The sequence below is a fragment of the Synergistetes bacterium HGW-Synergistetes-1 genome (assembly GCA_002839185.1).
GTDB lineage: Bacteria > Synergistota > Synergistia > Synergistales > Synergistaceae > Caenicola.
Genome location: PGXO01000011.1, coordinates 41,238 through 55,557, shown reverse-complemented (window position 1 = coordinate 55,557; position 14,320 = coordinate 41,238). Strand labels below are relative to the sequence as shown.

General features: G+C 46.2%; 15 protein-coding genes. 4 read left to right on the top strand and 11 right to left on the bottom strand.

What is annotated here, in order from left to right:
- Window positions 1–3: 3 nt before the first annotated feature.
- The 8 genes from CVV54_09535 to CVV54_09500 all read right to left on the bottom strand — a co-directional run bounded on the left by CVV54_09535 (window position 4) and on the right by CVV54_09500 (window position 9,030).
- Window positions 4–939, bottom strand: coding sequence for a hypothetical protein (locus tag CVV54_09535; GenBank protein PKL03709.1), 936 nt, complete (start codon window positions 937–939; stop codon window positions 4–6).
- Window positions 940–1,086: 147 nt separating this feature from the next.
- Window positions 1,087–2,406, bottom strand: coding sequence for a hypothetical protein (locus CVV54_09530; protein ID PKL03708.1), 1,320 nt, complete (start codon window positions 2,404–2,406; stop codon window positions 1,087–1,089).
- A gap of 213 nt (window positions 2,407–2,619) precedes the next feature.
- Complete coding sequence (locus CVV54_09525; GenBank protein PKL03729.1) at window positions 2,620–3,732, bottom strand: glutaconyl-CoA decarboxylase subunit beta; 1,113 nt, start codon at window positions 3,730–3,732, stop codon at window positions 2,620–2,622.
- 137 nt (window positions 3,733–3,869) lie between these two features.
- Complete coding sequence (locus CVV54_09520; protein ID PKL03707.1) at window positions 3,870–6,014, bottom strand: acyl-[ACP]--phospholipid O-acyltransferase; 2,145 nt, start codon at window positions 6,012–6,014, stop codon at window positions 3,870–3,872.
- Window positions 6,015–6,218: 204 nt separating this feature from the next.
- Complete coding sequence (locus CVV54_09515; protein ID PKL03706.1) at window positions 6,219–6,713, bottom strand: rubrerythrin; 495 nt, start codon at window positions 6,711–6,713, stop codon at window positions 6,219–6,221.
- A gap of 94 nt (window positions 6,714–6,807) precedes the next feature.
- Entirely contained in the window at window positions 6,808–7,335 is a 528-nt protein-coding gene (gene cobO / locus CVV54_09510; GenBank protein ID PKL03705.1) for a cob(I)yrinic acid a,c-diamide adenosyltransferase, read from the bottom strand.
- Window positions 7,335–8,117, bottom strand: coding sequence for a peptidase M48 (locus tag CVV54_09505; protein ID PKL03728.1), 783 nt, complete (start codon window positions 8,115–8,117; stop codon window positions 7,335–7,337). The genes cobO and CVV54_09505 overlap by 1 nt, the downstream gene beginning before the upstream one ends.
- Before the next feature lie 115 nt (window positions 8,118–8,232).
- Entirely contained in the window at window positions 8,233–9,030 is a 798-nt protein-coding gene (locus CVV54_09500; protein PKL03704.1) for an NAD(+) diphosphatase, read from the bottom strand.
- A gap of 88 nt (window positions 9,031–9,118) precedes the next feature.
- Between CVV54_09500 and CVV54_09495 the strand changes: the two genes are divergently transcribed.
- Complete coding sequence (locus tag CVV54_09495) at window positions 9,119–9,439, top strand: hypothetical protein (protein ID PKL03727.1); 321 nt, start codon at window positions 9,119–9,121, stop codon at window positions 9,437–9,439.
- Window positions 9,440–9,546: 107 nt separating this feature from the next.
- Here CVV54_09495 and CVV54_09490 read toward each other — a convergent pair whose 3' ends face one another.
- On the bottom strand, window positions 9,547–10,848 hold the full coding sequence (locus CVV54_09490) for an O-acetyl-L-homoserine sulfhydrolase (GenBank protein ID PKL03703.1): 1,302 nt from the start codon (window positions 10,846–10,848) through the stop codon (window positions 9,547–9,549).
- A 335-nt stretch (window positions 10,849–11,183) separates the two neighbouring features.
- On the opposite strand from CVV54_09490, the gene CVV54_09485 reads away from it, so the two are divergent.
- The 3 genes from CVV54_09485 to CVV54_09475 all read left to right on the top strand — a co-directional run bounded on the left by CVV54_09485 (window position 11,184) and on the right by CVV54_09475 (window position 13,062).
- Window positions 11,184–11,585 carry a hypothetical protein gene (locus tag CVV54_09485; protein ID PKL03702.1) on the top strand — a complete coding sequence of 134 codons (402 nt, stop codon included), beginning with the start codon at window positions 11,184–11,186 and terminating at the stop codon, window positions 11,583–11,585.
- 111 nt (window positions 11,586–11,696) lie between these two features.
- Complete coding sequence (locus CVV54_09480; GenBank protein ID PKL03701.1) at window positions 11,697–12,398, top strand: DUF554 domain-containing protein; 702 nt, start codon at window positions 11,697–11,699, stop codon at window positions 12,396–12,398.
- Window positions 12,399–12,501: 103 nt separating this feature from the next.
- Window positions 12,502–13,062, top strand: coding sequence for a biotin transporter BioY (locus tag CVV54_09475; GenBank protein ID PKL03700.1), 561 nt, complete (start codon window positions 12,502–12,504; stop codon window positions 13,060–13,062).
- Here CVV54_09475 and CVV54_09470 read toward each other — a convergent pair whose 3' ends face one another.
- Window positions 13,063–13,449: a DtxR family transcriptional regulator gene (locus CVV54_09470; GenBank protein PKL03699.1), complete on the bottom strand. Its 387-nt coding sequence runs from the start codon at window positions 13,447–13,449 to the stop codon at window positions 13,063–13,065.
- Window positions 13,450–13,465: 16 nt separating this feature from the next.
- Window positions 13,466–14,287, bottom strand: a complete 822-nt coding sequence (locus CVV54_09465) for an MBL fold metallo-hydrolase (protein ID PKL03698.1) — start codon at window positions 14,285–14,287, stop codon at window positions 13,466–13,468.
- Window positions 14,288–14,320 lie beyond the last annotated feature (33 nt).

Here is a 14,320-nt window from a genome sequence, read left to right as displayed (position 1 = left end):
CCTCTATAAACTCACTGTCACAGAACCTGAAATTATCATTACTACGCCTGCCCACTGGAGCCTGCTCAGTTTCTCTTTAAGCACAAAGTGACCGAAAAGAGCTGCTATAAATGGACTAGTAGAGGTGATCGCCGTAACTACAGCTACCGGCATTGAGTTGATACAGACTGCGTAAAATATGGAGCCCAAAGCAAGACCTATGACTGCAGCTAGCAGAAAATAGGTCCAGCCTTTCAAAGGAACCCCACTTAACGGCATGATCGCTCCAGGCCGGCATTTTATAAGCAGAAACCTGTAAGACCATGCCATTATAAGAAACGCAAGCGCCCTGTAGAAAGTTAATTCTACCGGGTCAAGACCAGAGGCCACCATTGCCATTTTTGTCAGGGGAGCTCCTATCGCCCAGCAAAGGCCCGCGCCTATGGCAAAGAGAAAACCTTTCATAAGATTTGAAAGGCCTATCTCTTTTGGGATCAGTCCATCTTTATCCATATCCTGCCTGTCTCCTCCAAATCTCAGCAATAACAGCCCTGAGATCACGATCACTATGCCTGACACTATCTGCAGGGTTATAGGTTCTCCCAGCATCAGCCATGACGTCACTACGACAAGAATGGGGTATGCGTTAGAGACGGGCACAGCAAGGCTGATACCGATCTTCCTGATGGCAATAAAATAGAGTACGTCCCCAACCATATAGCCCAAAAACACGTTCCCTGCAATGTACAAGAGAGCTTTCGGAGAGGAGACTAAAGGAATGCTGCCCTTTGTATATATCAGCGCGACAGCTAAAGTGAAAACAAAAAATGAAATGGAGCGGATTGGATTTATCTCATTTGAGGTACATTTGGACAGAGCCATTCCACGCGCAACCATAATCGGCGACGCAGCCCACATTACCGCAGTAACAAAACTAAGCAGAAAACCCCATAAGGGCATGTCATCACCCCTTGCCAAACTGATATATTGTATACACTATTTCTGTTCAAGACAATAGAATTATTTTGCTGCCGAGTACGTAAGCTCAGGCACATCGGACATCAGGAGCTCCTTAAGGGTGCTGGTTTCTTCATATTTGTCTGCTTTTCAAGAAAAGAAGTATAAGGATAAGGGAACAAGTATGAACATAGACATAACAATGCGCATCAAATAAATCACTGTCATTTGCCAGAATGTTACAGGGATCGAAGAGTGCCATACATGTATTCCTATTTCAGTAAGATTTATCAGGCCTACCGTTGCAAGACATATACAAAGAAATCTGGCCGATTCTGAAAAGAGCATCTGTGCATAGGCAACAGCGAGGTATTGATCAATAAAGGCAAATATCGCAGCTCCCCCGAGTATCGGCGCTTCCGGCACGCCTATGATCTCCAACAGCCATGACAGAGGATAAGCAAGGATGTCCAGGATAGGGGTCAGGTCCGCTATTACAAGAAGTACGGTCCCGAAAGTTATCATTAAGGGAATGGTCCCGAACAAGAGGGGTATCGCTATGGAAAGTGTTTCATAGAAGTATGATCCTGCATTCATGTGTCTTGCTTTATTTATACCTCTTGAAAGTGCCCAGTCAAAGAGGGAGTGACCATGCCTCACTTCCTGCTGGGGAACATTATAATTGTCAATGCCTCCATGGTACTTTTCCGGAATAGTAGTCAAGGGCCATATCCTTGGAAAGATGAGGGCAAGCAGAAACATCGTAAAATATACTGAAAACACTATCTGGGGAAAAGCATATCTGAAATCAAGAAGTGTCGCTATAGCATATATGTTATATATGCCCGTAAGCGAAAAGCTTGTGACCATCACAACTGCTTCCCTGTCATTATAGTAACCGCAGTGGTGCATTTTTGCAGTGATCACGACTGCCATTGAACTGCTGCCCAGCCATGAAGCGATACAATCGACAGCGGAACGGCCCGGGACTTTAAAGAGAGGCCTCATTATGGGACTTGCGTATACCGCAACGAACTGAACCAGGCCAAAGTCAAGGAGCATCGGAGCAGTCAGGGCCATTATGAAAGTGAGCACTATCAGTTTAGGAACAAGGTTGAGCACTATCAGCTGCGCGTCTTTAAGCAAAAGTCCGAACATATCCGGGCTTCCCCAGACTGCTGCCATTGCAATGGGAATACTGGAAAATCTTGCTGTGAACCAGAAAGGGTTGCAAATAAGATTTTCTCTGAATATCTGGCTTCTCATTATCCATTCAGGTCGGACCGAAGTCGCAATAACACTAAGCATCATAGTCAGAATAGAAACTATCAACACCAGATTACCAAGTTGATCTTTCAATAAAGCAAGTAAATATTCCTTGCAGTGCCCAATAAGAGTATTGACAGCACCGTGCCATTCAAAGGGAAGCAAAAAAGCACAGATACCAATCGAGGAAGGAATAATAAACAACGAAATATTTCTAGGTGTCCGTGGGAATCGCTCCACCTCCTAAACTTGCATAAGTATAACAGAATAATCAGACGTAATAAATAAATAAAATTTACGTTTCAATAATAAATGTAATAAATTTCACGCCGTTTATACAGACAGAAATAAAGCCTGAAATTACAAACCAGACCGAAAGAGAAAACAAAAAGAGAGCAGTGGAACAGTCAGTGAACCTTAGCCGCCCAGATATGCGAGAAGAACTCCTCCTGCAAGCACAGATCCGATCTGGCCGGCGACATTGGCGCCAACAGCGTGCATAAGAAGGTAGTTTGATGGATCAGCCTTCTGTCCAAGTTTCTGTATAGTCCTTGCTGACATTGGAAAGGCTGAGATGCCGGCGGCACCTACCATAGGATTGACCTTCTTGCCTGCCGGAAGAAAAAGGTTCAGGGCTTTTGCAGTAAATACCCCGCCGGCAGTATCAAGAACAAAAGCCATAAGCCCCATAGCGATTATTACCAGGGTGCTCATGTTTACAAATTTCTCTCCGGTCATTGTAGCTGAAATCGAAAAACCCAGAAGAATAGTGACTATATTTGCCAGCTCATTCTGTGCAGCCTGTGAGAGGCGTTCGGTAACTCCGCTCTCTCTGAGAAGGTTCCCAAACATAACAAAACCCAGAAGTGATACAGAAGCCGGGGCTATTATCCCGCCAAGCATTGTTATAGCTATTGGGAAAAATATCTTCGCCCTTTTGGTCACCGTCCTCGTAGGAGCAGGCATTCTCATGCGGCGTTCTTTTTCGGTCGTGATCGCCATTATGACAGGGGGCTGGATCATCGGCACCAAAGCCATATATGTGTACGCGGCGACCGATATCGGCCCTAAAAGATGAGGTGCAAATCTGGTCGCTACATATATCGATGTGGGACCGTCGGCAGCACCGATTATTCCTATGGAAGCAGCCTCATATACGTTGAACCCCAGAAGGAGGGCGATCCCCATAGTTAGGAATATTCCCATCTGAGCGGCAAGCCCGAAAAGGAAAACTTTAGGGTTAGCAAGGAGCGGTCCGAAATCACACATTGCTCCCACCGCTATCAGAATAAGCAAAGGGAGTATCTCAGTTGCAATCCCCATCCTGAAGAGCATGGACAGTGCTCCTTCTACGACCTCCGTTCCTGCCATCTGATCGAGCGCTGATGAGAGTGGAAGGTTCACAAGAAGGGTACCGAACCCCATTGGCAAAAGCAGTGTGGGCTCGAAGTTTTTTTCAATTGCAAGGTAGAGCAGAAAAGCACCGACAAGCATCATTACCATGTTCTGCCAGGTAACTGCTGCGATCATATTTGAAAAGAGATCCAACAAGATGCACCTCCGAAAATTTCTTATAGTTCAGGACAAAAGGATTCTATACCTAATCTTGACTTTAGTATCGATAAAGATACTTATCTCATCTCGACCTGTGGATCATAAGCTTTTGATCAGGAATCCGCATCTGTATCCTTAAGGATCTCTTCAAGTGAGACATAATCTATCTTGCCTGTTGAGAGAAGGGGGATATCTTCCATAAGCAATACTTTTTTAGGTATCGCTATTTCTGCTACGCCAAGGTCAGACAGTTTCTGGCGCAATTCGTCACGCTTAAGGTCCGGCCTTGAGGTTACAAGCGACAGGGTTTCCCCTCTCGGGCCCCCCTTTATCATAACTACGGCATGCTTCTCTTCAGGCCATGCTTCAGAAAGAACTTCCTCTACGGCAGCCAGAGATATCATCTCTCCTCCGATCTTTGCAAATCTTTTTGCCCGGCCCAGTATCCTGACAAAACCATCCTCATCTACACTGACAATATCTCCTGTATCGTACCAGCCATCCTTGGGAGGTTCAATAACTCCCGGGTTTGTAGCCCTGAGATAGCCAAGCATTATGTTCGGGCCTTTGAGCCAGAGCCTTCCGCCCTCATGGACCCCTTCAACAGGCTCTATCCTGTACTGCATTCCCGCAACGAACTGCCCTACTGTCCCGCTTTTATGATGCGCGTAGTAATTATTCGAAACGACCGGAGATGCCTCAGTAACTCCGTATCCTTCTGTGATCCTGATGCTGAATCGTTCGAACCAAAGCTCCTGGGTCGAATGTTTCAGCTTCTCCCCTCCCTGGACGAGCATACGTATCGTAGCGAAGTCATAGTTGTCGGAAGCAGCTTTCGCATAACCTCCAAGGAAGGTATCCGTTGCGAAAAGAAATGTTATACGTTCATCATAGCAAATTGTGGATATCGTCTTGTAATGAAGGGGAGATGGATAGAAATAGACAAAAATTCCCAGCGTAACAGGCATAAACACCCCGCAAAGCCCGAATGAGTGAAAAATAGGCATTGTGTTCAAAATCCTGTCAGACCGGTAGAAGTCGACTCTCGTATACATCTGGGCATGGTTGGTGTGAAGGTTTTTGTAACTCAGGACAACACCCTTGGGAGCCCCCTCTGATCCTGATGTGAAAAGGATCACTGCAGGCTTGTCTGTCTCTCCCTCTATGACCGGGTTTGATTTTATAAAGATCGTCCTGATCGCAGCTGAGATCTTTTTAATTTTGGTTATTCCCGGTGCCAGGTCCTCAAGCCATACGACCCTCAGTCCTTCTTCTTCAACAGCAGTGACGAGCGCTTCCAGTTTTCCGAGCTCAATAAACTTTCTCGATGTCACAACTGTTTTGACAGATGCAGTCCTGCAGCAGTTCACAAGTGAGCGGCCACCCAGTGAAAAATTGAGCATTGCCGGTATCTTCCCCATTTTCTGGAGCGAGTACATGGAAACTACCCCGCCCAAAGAGGTTGGGAGAAGTACTCCTATGTTATCACCCTCCAAGTCTGCGTTTTTCAGTACATCTTCGATAAGAAGGACTCTTGTTATAAAGCCGTTATAGGTTATCGGCCTCTGCCCGTGGTCGCAGAAAAGCCTGAACTTGCCTCCGTACTGTTTTCTTGCGTCAAGAAGTACGTCAAAGAAGGGTTTCTCCTTGACCCTGGCCGCGAGAGAAGCCTCGTCCATTATCTTTTCGAGGGCTCTGCCCGCAGATGCGGCCCTTTTCGGACCTGAAAGGTCATCCGGGATATCTATTCCTGTCGCGGGAAGTATTGTTATGGTTACTTTCGAAAAGAATCGCAGGCCCGGTTTGTGCTGTATGCGTGAAAAGGGGGTAAGCTCCGTGCCTTTTATGTTTATGGGGAGTATCTTTGCTTTGGTGTGATCAGCTATCATAGCCACACCCTGGGATACTTTCATTGGGTTGCCAATAGTTGTGGGCTGGAGTTCCGGAAATATAACACATCTTCCGCCGTTTTTAAGCAAATTTAAGAAATATTTCAGTGTAAGGGGGGCGTCAGCGTCGAGGATATGCGTCTCTGCGAGGGGCAGAAACAGGCCGATGAATCGTTTCTTGGTAAGCCTTCTCTCTATTGCGAAGGGGACCTTTTCAGGAAGAAATACCGCCAGGATCAGAGGATCTATGAAGGATACATAGTTTGGAGCTATCAATACTCCCTCTCCTGCTTTTTTCCAGTTTTCCCATCCCTTTATCTCTATGCTGAAAAAAAGATTCAGAAAAAATTTAACGATCATAAACCACATCGACTATTCCCTCATTCCCGAAACAAAGATAATAACTTATTATAGCATGGACAACCTCGGCCCAAAACCTGTCCTGTCGAATGGTTTCAACGTTTGCCCGCCCTTTCTCTTTATTTGAAAAGGAAAATATTAAGGCCGCGGAAATAGATCTTTCCGCGGCCTTATAAGGTTCTGATCCTGTTGTTTTTTAGTTTAAATATTTAACTAGAATTTCTTGAATATTGAGGGTTTGGCTCCGCAGATCGGGCAGGGGCTTGTTGACTCTTTGCCCTTGTGAATATAGCCGCAGATCGGGCAGAGGTAGTAATCCTGACCCTCAGGCTCATTGCCGAGGTTTGAAAGTGCCTCGTCATAAAGGCGCGCATGCACTTTTTCTGCTTCGTTGGCATAATGGAAAATGCGTGCTGCTTCGTTGTTGCCTTCGGCCTTTGCATCTTCGATCATCGGCGGGTACATCTCAGTGAACTCGTATGTCTCTCCGTCTTTTGCTGCGGTAAGGTTTTCCGCCGTTGTGCCTATTCCGCCCTTCGCCTTGAATTCAGCAAATGCATGGATGGTCTCTGCTTCCGCTGTTGCACGGAAAAGGCGTGCTATACTGTTAAATCCCTCTTTCTCTGCCTGGGCCGCAAAGCAGAGATATTTCCTGTTGGCCTGTGATTCTCCTGCAAATGCTGTTGCAAGGTTTTCATTTGTCTTCATTGCTTTTCCTCCCTGACTATTTATATTATATTTTTTGTTTAAATGGTTTAATTTAAAACTATTTTAGTTTAACTTATATAACATTCGATGTCAACTAAAACTCTACGCCTTTTCTTGCTGTTATGCCTTCTTTAAACGGGTGCTTCACCTCTTGCATCTCTGTAACAAGGTCGGCAAGTTCAACGAGATCCCTGTGAGCGCCTCTTCCCGTGAGAACAAGTTCCATACCAAATGGTTTGTTCTTCACCATTTCCATAACTGAGCCAAGAGTTACCAGTCCGTATTCAAGCGCCACATTTATCTCATCCAGTATAAGCATGTCGCACTTCCCCGAATTCATAATGCGGAGTGCTGTTTCCATGCCTCTTTTTGCCTCTTCATAATCCTCAGGCTGCTCTTTGCCTTTATATACATAGTCAGGTCTTCCTGTCTGGATCATTTCAAATCCCTCAAGCTTTGAGGCGGTGATCAGTTCACCATAATCCTTCCAGCCTTTCATGAACTGTATCACCGTAACTTGGGCTCCATGTCCCAGGGCCCTCATAGCAAGCCCCAGAGATGAGGTAGTCTTTCCTTTGCCGTTTCCGGTATATACGTGGACCAGGCCCTTTTCTCCAAACATCAGCTGTTTTGCTCCTCAGCTTTTGCTTTTGCTGCCTCTTCCTTTTTCATTCGCTCAATTGCTGCGTCTATGTCATACCCGCCTTTTTGGGCAGTCGTATTCTCCGGTTCACCTACAGAATGCGACTGCGGCTGCTGAACAGCTCCTTTTTCCGAGCCGTCAGGAAATTTTGCCTTGGGATTCAGGCTGAGTATCTCGTTCCTTAAATGCAGCAGTCTTCTCTCATCGGGCGGGTGTGAGTTGAAGCCGCTTGGCTCGCCCCGTTTCCCGCTTTTAGAAAGTTTGAGAAGGGCGCTGTATAGGCCCACTGGATTTTCTCCCATCTTATGTGCCAGGTGTACAGAATAGTCATCTGCCTCGACTTCCTGTTCCCTGCTCCATCCGGCATAAGCAAGGTTTGCTCCGACGCCTGCCGCTGTTTCAGCAATACCTCCGCCGAATAATTTCCCAAATAACGCTGCTGCCACAGACAGGCCTACTCCCCTTTTCACCGTGTTTTCATAATGGTTAAGTTTAGCGTGTCCGGCTTCATGAGACAAAACCCCATACAATTCGGCCTGTGTGTCAAGGAGTTCAAGCAACCCTGTAGTTACAGTCACGGAACTGCCGTTCGCCACCCAGGCGTTAGGTATTGTTTCCTGCTTAACGGTAAAGGGGAGATCCGTCAGCTCTGTCGCTTTAGCTACCCTTGACCAAACGGCCTTCGCATCCTCAGAACTAAGTCTTGCTTCAGAAAGGCCGGGTATGAGCAGCAAAAGGGTCAGCACTGCGAAAAAAACCATAATTTTATTTTTGCCGGCTAATGCCATCGGTATCGCCTCCATATTGCATCAATACATTTGTGTACCTGTATTTAGTAATATTGTCATATATTGAGGCTATAACCGCATCGGTAGTTTACGAATGGTTTTTGATAAAATTCTCTATCAGCTTCCAGGAAATGCTGAGTCCTCGAAAAACTTCCGGGATCTTGTCCGGAGCAAACCAGGATGCTTCAGTCACTTCCCGACCGTCAACCTCTATCTCACCGCTCTCCCATTCTGCAGTAAAGCCCAGCATCAGTGAACGTGGGAATGGCCAGGGCTGGCTTCCGAAATATCTTATGTTTTTCACCTTTATTTTGGTTTCTTCATACACTTCTCTGCTGACACACTCTTCGAGGTTCTCCCCGGGTTCTACGAAGCCCGCCAGCACACTGAATCTTCCCGGAGGAAAATTCACGCCATGCCCCATAAGAAGTTTGCCTTCTCTTTCAACCGCAACTATTATTGCCGGAGAGATAACGGGATAATATATCTCCCCGCAGCAGGGACATCTCATTGCCCCCTCAGCATGGTCATACGAAGTCTGGCTTCCGCAGACCCCGCAATATCTGTTGGCCCTCTGCCAGTCCATGAGGTGAAAAGCCCTGCCTGCCCTGAAAAACTCCTTCTCTTCAAAGGTTGGCCATATTGACCTTCTCTCCAGAAGCACATACTTATCCGGCAGCTCTGATTCGGGATCGAGCTCTGCCCACCTGTCACATTCACAAGCTCCTCTGTCGACGTCTCCGCTTGCCTTAAAAAGAGACTCAAGCTCATTGTCTGATGAGGCGTCCGGCAGTTCGGAGCCTCCGTTTTTCAGCAGGATCTTCCCATTGCAGAAAATATAATATTTACTCAAGATGTTTCCCCCATAATGTTTTTGTCGTTTCAATCAAACTATTCCATTGTACTAGACGTATGTGCAAAATAACACTATCATAATCAGACATTCAATTTTATCAGGAGGTCGTAACCAGATGATAGAAAAGCTCGAAAATGTTACAGCTATTGCCAAGGCGAACGTATACTTTGACGGGAAAGTCGTCAGCCACACCATCTACACAGCAGACGGAGACCGCAAGACTCTCGGACTTTTCCTGCCCGGCGATTACGAATTTGGGACAGGCGATGCAGAGATCATGGATATCATCGATGGAGTATGTCAGGTACGCCTCCCCGGGACTACGGAATACATTGAGATCAAAGCAGGAGAGAGCTTCAACCTGCCGGGCAACAGCAAGTTCGGATTCCGCTGCTATGTCCCGGTCCAGTATGTCTGCTCATACATCCCGCTTATCTAAGACTGCATAAGTAATAATTTCTTTGAATTTTTTCGAAAAAAACTGAAGATATGCGGAATGATCTTATCCTGCTTATCTTCAGTTTTTTGCTTATCAAAACAATAAATTTATTTAACGGATGCAGATGAAAGCGCAGATGAAAGATCTTCAATTATGTCATCAAGGTCTTCCAGTCCTACGCTCAGCCTGATCAGCCCTTCCCCGATCCCCGCAGCTTCCCTCTGTTGAGGTGTGAGCTGGCTGTGAGTCGTGCTTGCAGGATGGATGACTATCGTCCTCGAGTCTCCCAGGTTAGCCATATGTCCAATGAGATCAAGGGCTTCGATGAATTTCTTTCCTGCTTCGATCCCGCCTTTAACAGAGAATGCGATCATCCCCCCGCAGCCATCTTTAAGATATACCTTTGCCATGTCATTCTGCGGATGGCTTGAAAGTCCAGGATATCTTACCCATTCAACTGAGGGGTGTCTTTCCAGGAACTGAGCTGTCTCCAGAGCATTCCTGCTGTGCCTCTCCATCCTGAGGGGCAGTGTTCCGAGTGATAGGTGGAGCAGATAAGCATCAAAAGGAGACTGGCATCCTCCAAGATCGCGGACCATTGCCATGTGGAGCTTCGCGTAAAGGGCTGAGCTTCCGAATTTTTCAGCAAAGACGATATTATGGTAAGCAGGGTCGGGCTTGGCTATCCCGGGGAATTTATCCGGATAGGCGGACCAGTCGAAATTGCCCCCGTCAACGATCGCCCCGCCTATCACATTCCCGTTGCCTGAGATATATTTCGTCGTAGAGTGTATGACCGCATTTGCACCCCACTCTATTGGTCTGCAAAGAACAGGAGAGGCAAAGGTATTATCAATTATCAAAGGTACCCCTTGCCGTTTTGCTATCCTGGCAAGCGCTTCGAGTGGTGCAACGTTCATGATCGGGTTGCCTATGGTTTCAGTTATGATCCCGCGAGTCTCATCATTTACCGCCTGCTCCACCTGACAAGGGTGGTCACTGTCAACAAGTATGGTGTTTATGCCGAACCTGGAAAAGACGTTCTGGAGCAGCGTGAGGGTCCCTCCGTATATTTTTTTTGATACGACCATGTTGTCGCCGCTGGAGCATAAAGCTGCTATCAGATGTGTAAACGCAGACTGCCCGGAAGAAAGAGCGACACAGCCGCTTCCGCCTTCAAGTGAATTAAGCCCCTCTTCAAAGGCAGATACTGTCGGGTTGGAAAGCCTGGAATAAATATGCCCCTCCTCAGATAGGCTGAACAGTCTCGCTGCATGGTCTGTGCTTTTAAATTGATATGCAGAGGTGATATAGATCGGCAGTCCCGATGCACCCGTAGCCGGGTCGTTTTTCCAGCCGCTGTGAAGGGCCCTTGTCATCATCCCAAAGTTTTTTTTCTCTTCTGACATATGCATTCCTCCCCAAATATAGTAAAAGGCCGGATCCTAAGCAGATCCGGCCCGGTGAAAACAACTAAACTTTCTCGCCTGCATCATCAGGAAGGATCCTCTTGTATAATACATCATCATGATATTCCAAAATGTTCTGAAAAATGATCCTCACACAGGCACTTCCTTCCGCTCAGACTTGAGCAGTATTAGCGGAAATTCTAATCTTCGCATATAATAATGTCAACAAACAGCAATATTATTCATAAAGATGGTGGTTTTTTACTATACAAGCAAAGAATTTAAGATTATAGTATTGGCCATTCGATTAACATTATTAACGGGAGGCGTTTCTTATGCAGGAAAAAGTTTGGGTAGTAACTCACATACAGGGGCTTGAAGTAACTGATGCCAGCGTTTTCAACAACGAAGCTGACGCAGCGAATTATGCCCAGGAAATGGCTGAAGTAAATACCGGCAATTACCAGGTAACTGGATCAGTCATGAACAGTCGCGAAGCTATGGAAGAAGACTCGGCCCGTTGGGCGGTGCTGCCTGAATTCGATGCAGATTGCCTTGAATGCCTTGTCGAGGAAGTTGCGGAAGACATCGAAGAAGAATTTGACGAAGCTGCCTGTGCAAAATTCTTTGAAGAAAAGAAAGACGAACTCCAGAAAAAAGCAGACGAGATCGTCCACGAATATCTCCGCAAAGAGCTTAAAGATTACATCAACAATGAACGCGTCATCTTAGGCTAAAGCACTCAGATATCAGGGAGGCCGGCTGAAGCAGCCGGCCTCCTTTCTATGTACACATAAAACCTTTGGTTGTAAAATCATGGATCATTTTGTAGAAAAGGAGAATTTTTTTTGGAATTCATGACTGCAATACCTCTGTTTGGTAGTATCGCCAACGCGGCATTTATAATTTGCGGCGCTTTAATAGGACTTGCAGTGAGAAAGAAACTGCCCGGGAAAATATTGGAGCTTCCTGTACAGGGAATGGCAATATTTGTAGTATCCCTGGGTCTCTCAATGTCAATTAAAACAGAACAGCCGCTGATAGTTATAGCCAGTATAGCTGTCGGCTCTGTCATTGGGGAGCTGCTTGACCTTGAAGGGAGACTTGAAAAGGGTTGTGCCTCTCTGGAAAGCAGGATCGGAGATAACGCAAAAGGTTTCTCAGCAGGTTTTATTGCGGCAAGCCTCATATACTGTACGGGATCAATGGCTGTGTTGGGTTCTTTTGAAGAGGGGCTTGGAGGATACCCTTCACTGCTTTTGGCAAAAGGCCTTATCGACGGACTTACCTCTATAGCAATAGCAGCTTCGCTTGGTTTCGGTGTCATTTTTGCGTCGGTCCCTGTCTTCCTCTATCAGGGAACGCTCACCCTTGCTGCAGGGTGGATACAGCCCTTTATGTCACAGCCTGCGATCATTGAAATGAGTGCGACAGGGGGCCTCATGCTTGTGGGGATCGGCATAAATCTTCTGGGGTTTATGAAGATCCGTGTGATGAACATGCTTCCGGGGCTGGTGATAGCAGTCGTCCTTGTACAGCTTTTTATCTGATCACATTTACTGACATTGCGATTGCTACTGACTGAGAACGATTTGTCAACTATTTTATTTTTTATGGTTGACAAACTGCCCCATTAACTATAGTATCTCTTCCATGAAAACCCGCAGGCTGATATACATATCAATTTTTGCCATACTTACTGCCGTTGGAGCAAGGATAGCTGTCCCTCTTCCGCTGGTACCCTTCACGCTGCAGACTATGTTCTGCATGCTCGCTGGGCTTCTTTTGGGACCAAAGTACGGAGCTGCTTCTCAGGCTTTTTACATGTTTATGGGGCTTCTGGGGGTTCCGGTATTTACGGGAGGCGGCGGACTCTCCTCTATTTTCATGCCTTCTTTTGGATACGTCATCGGATTTGTGGCATGTGCATGGATCACAGGAACGATCTCCCAAAAGATATCCGACACAGGAAGGATCCCAAGGATCAGGGATTATCTGGCGGCTTCTCTTGCAGGGGTTGCCGGAGTCTATATATTTGGGCTACTGCATCTTTATCTGATAGTCAATTTTTGGATGCCGGGCAACGGAATGCCTCTCATGAAGGTCCTCTCCATAGGTTTTATCAGTACTATCGGCGGGGATATCCTGAAGGCGTTCCTCTCGTCGGTGATAGCTCTCAGGATCAGGAAGACATCTGTATTTTCAGGAATATGATCACCGGCTGCCCTCAGAACGGTCGGCTTTTCCATTTACAAATTCCTTGATCTTATTGAAGCTTGTTTCGCTTATCACATGTTCTATTCGGCAGGCGTCAATGTCGGCAGATGATTTGTCCACACCAAGTATGTCTACGAAAAATTTAGAGATTATCTTGTGTCTCTCATAGATCGCATTTGCCATATCAAGACCCTTCTCTGTAAGCACAAGTTCTCCGTTATGCTCCATAATGATGAGTCCATTTTTTTCAAGAAGCTTCACAGCCCTGCTGACACTTGGCTTAGCGTATCCAAGTTGATTTGCGATATCGATCGAACGTACTATTCCCTTCTTCTCCCTGAGGATCAGTATCGTTTCGAGATAATTTTCGCCTGATTCCTGCATGATCTTTCCACCTCTTTTATTCATAGTTGAGCTCGAACCCCGTACCAACTTCTTCAATTTTAAAAGATGCTCCAAGGTTGATTTTAGCCTCCAGGTCAGTACAATGGCAAGGGTGCATCAGATCCGGTGCTATCTTTTTTAGTTCCCTAACCGTATTTTCCATCTGATCATGTCCGGCATTTTGCAAATGAAAGCCGCCTATCACATCGACCACCCTATCAATGCCTGTCAATTTTTTTGCATGGTCGATCATGTTGCATATCCCCGAGTGGGAGCAGCCGGTTATTATTACCAAACCATTTTTTGCCTCATATGCGAGCGCTGAATCATCAAGACAGCAGTCATCAGTCCACTGGTCGTTGATCAGCGTTTTTCCAACAGGTTTGATTTCCCCGGTTTTTCTTGGAATCTCTCCCAGCCAAAGCAATTTTTCTGTAATCCGGACCGGACCTATGCATTTTGAGACCTTGAAATACTCTACTATCACATCTTCCCTGAGGATCATCCCTATTTCAAGTTTGTCGCAGCGTTTTCTTTTGAATGCGCCGGGATGCGCGATCATTTCAGGCCGATCTTTTTTCATCGTCCTGTCAAAGTGCTGGACCAGATGGTTCAGTCCCCAGGTATGATCATTATGGCCATGAGAAAGTACTGTCATATCGGCATCGTTTACATTGATGCCCATGATCGCGGCATTTTTAATAAATATATCTGAATAGCCGGTATCAAATAGTATCCTTCTTCCATCAGACTCTATCCAGAAACTCAAACCCGGTTCAGCTGTAAAATATCTGTCTATGAGTGTATTATTGTCTACCAGAACTCTTAACTTTAGCAAATCATCCACCCCCTGATGATTTTACATGATACG

Excerpts from the sequence above, each read along its gene's own strand:
- CVV54_09520 (PKL03707.1), bottom strand. The coding sequence starts at position 6,014 with ATGTGGTTTATGATCGTTAAATTTTTTCTGAATCTTTTTTTCAGCATA.
- CVV54_09515 (PKL03706.1), bottom strand. The coding sequence starts at position 6,713 with ATGAAGACAAATGAAAACCTTGCAACAGCATTTGCAGGAGAATCACAG.
- CVV54_09485 (PKL03702.1), top strand. The coding sequence starts at position 11,184 with ATGCAGGAAAAAGTTTGGGTAGTAACTCACATACAGGGGCTTGAAGTA.
- CVV54_09470 (PKL03699.1), bottom strand. The coding sequence starts at position 13,449 with ATGCAGGAATCAGGCGAAAATTATCTCGAAACGATACTGATCCTCAGG.
- CVV54_09525 (PKL03729.1), bottom strand. The coding sequence starts at position 3,732 with ATGATCGCAGCAGTTACCTGGCAGAACATGGTAATGATGCTTGTCGGT.
- cobO (PKL03705.1), bottom strand. The coding sequence starts at position 7,335 with ATGTTTGGAGAAAAGGGCCTGGTCCACGTATATACCGGAAACGGCAAA.
- CVV54_09535 (PKL03709.1), bottom strand. The coding sequence starts at position 939 with ATGCCCTTATGGGGTTTTCTGCTTAGTTTTGTTACTGCGGTAATGTGG.
- CVV54_09505 (PKL03728.1), bottom strand. The coding sequence starts at position 8,117 with ATGGTTTTTTTCGCAGTGCTGACCCTTTTGCTGCTCATACCCGGCCTT.
- CVV54_09490 (PKL03703.1), bottom strand. The coding sequence starts at position 10,848 with ATGTCAGAAGAGAAAAAAAACTTTGGGATGATGACAAGGGCCCTTCAC.
- CVV54_09475 (PKL03700.1), top strand. The coding sequence starts at position 12,502 with ATGAAAACCCGCAGGCTGATATACATATCAATTTTTGCCATACTTACT.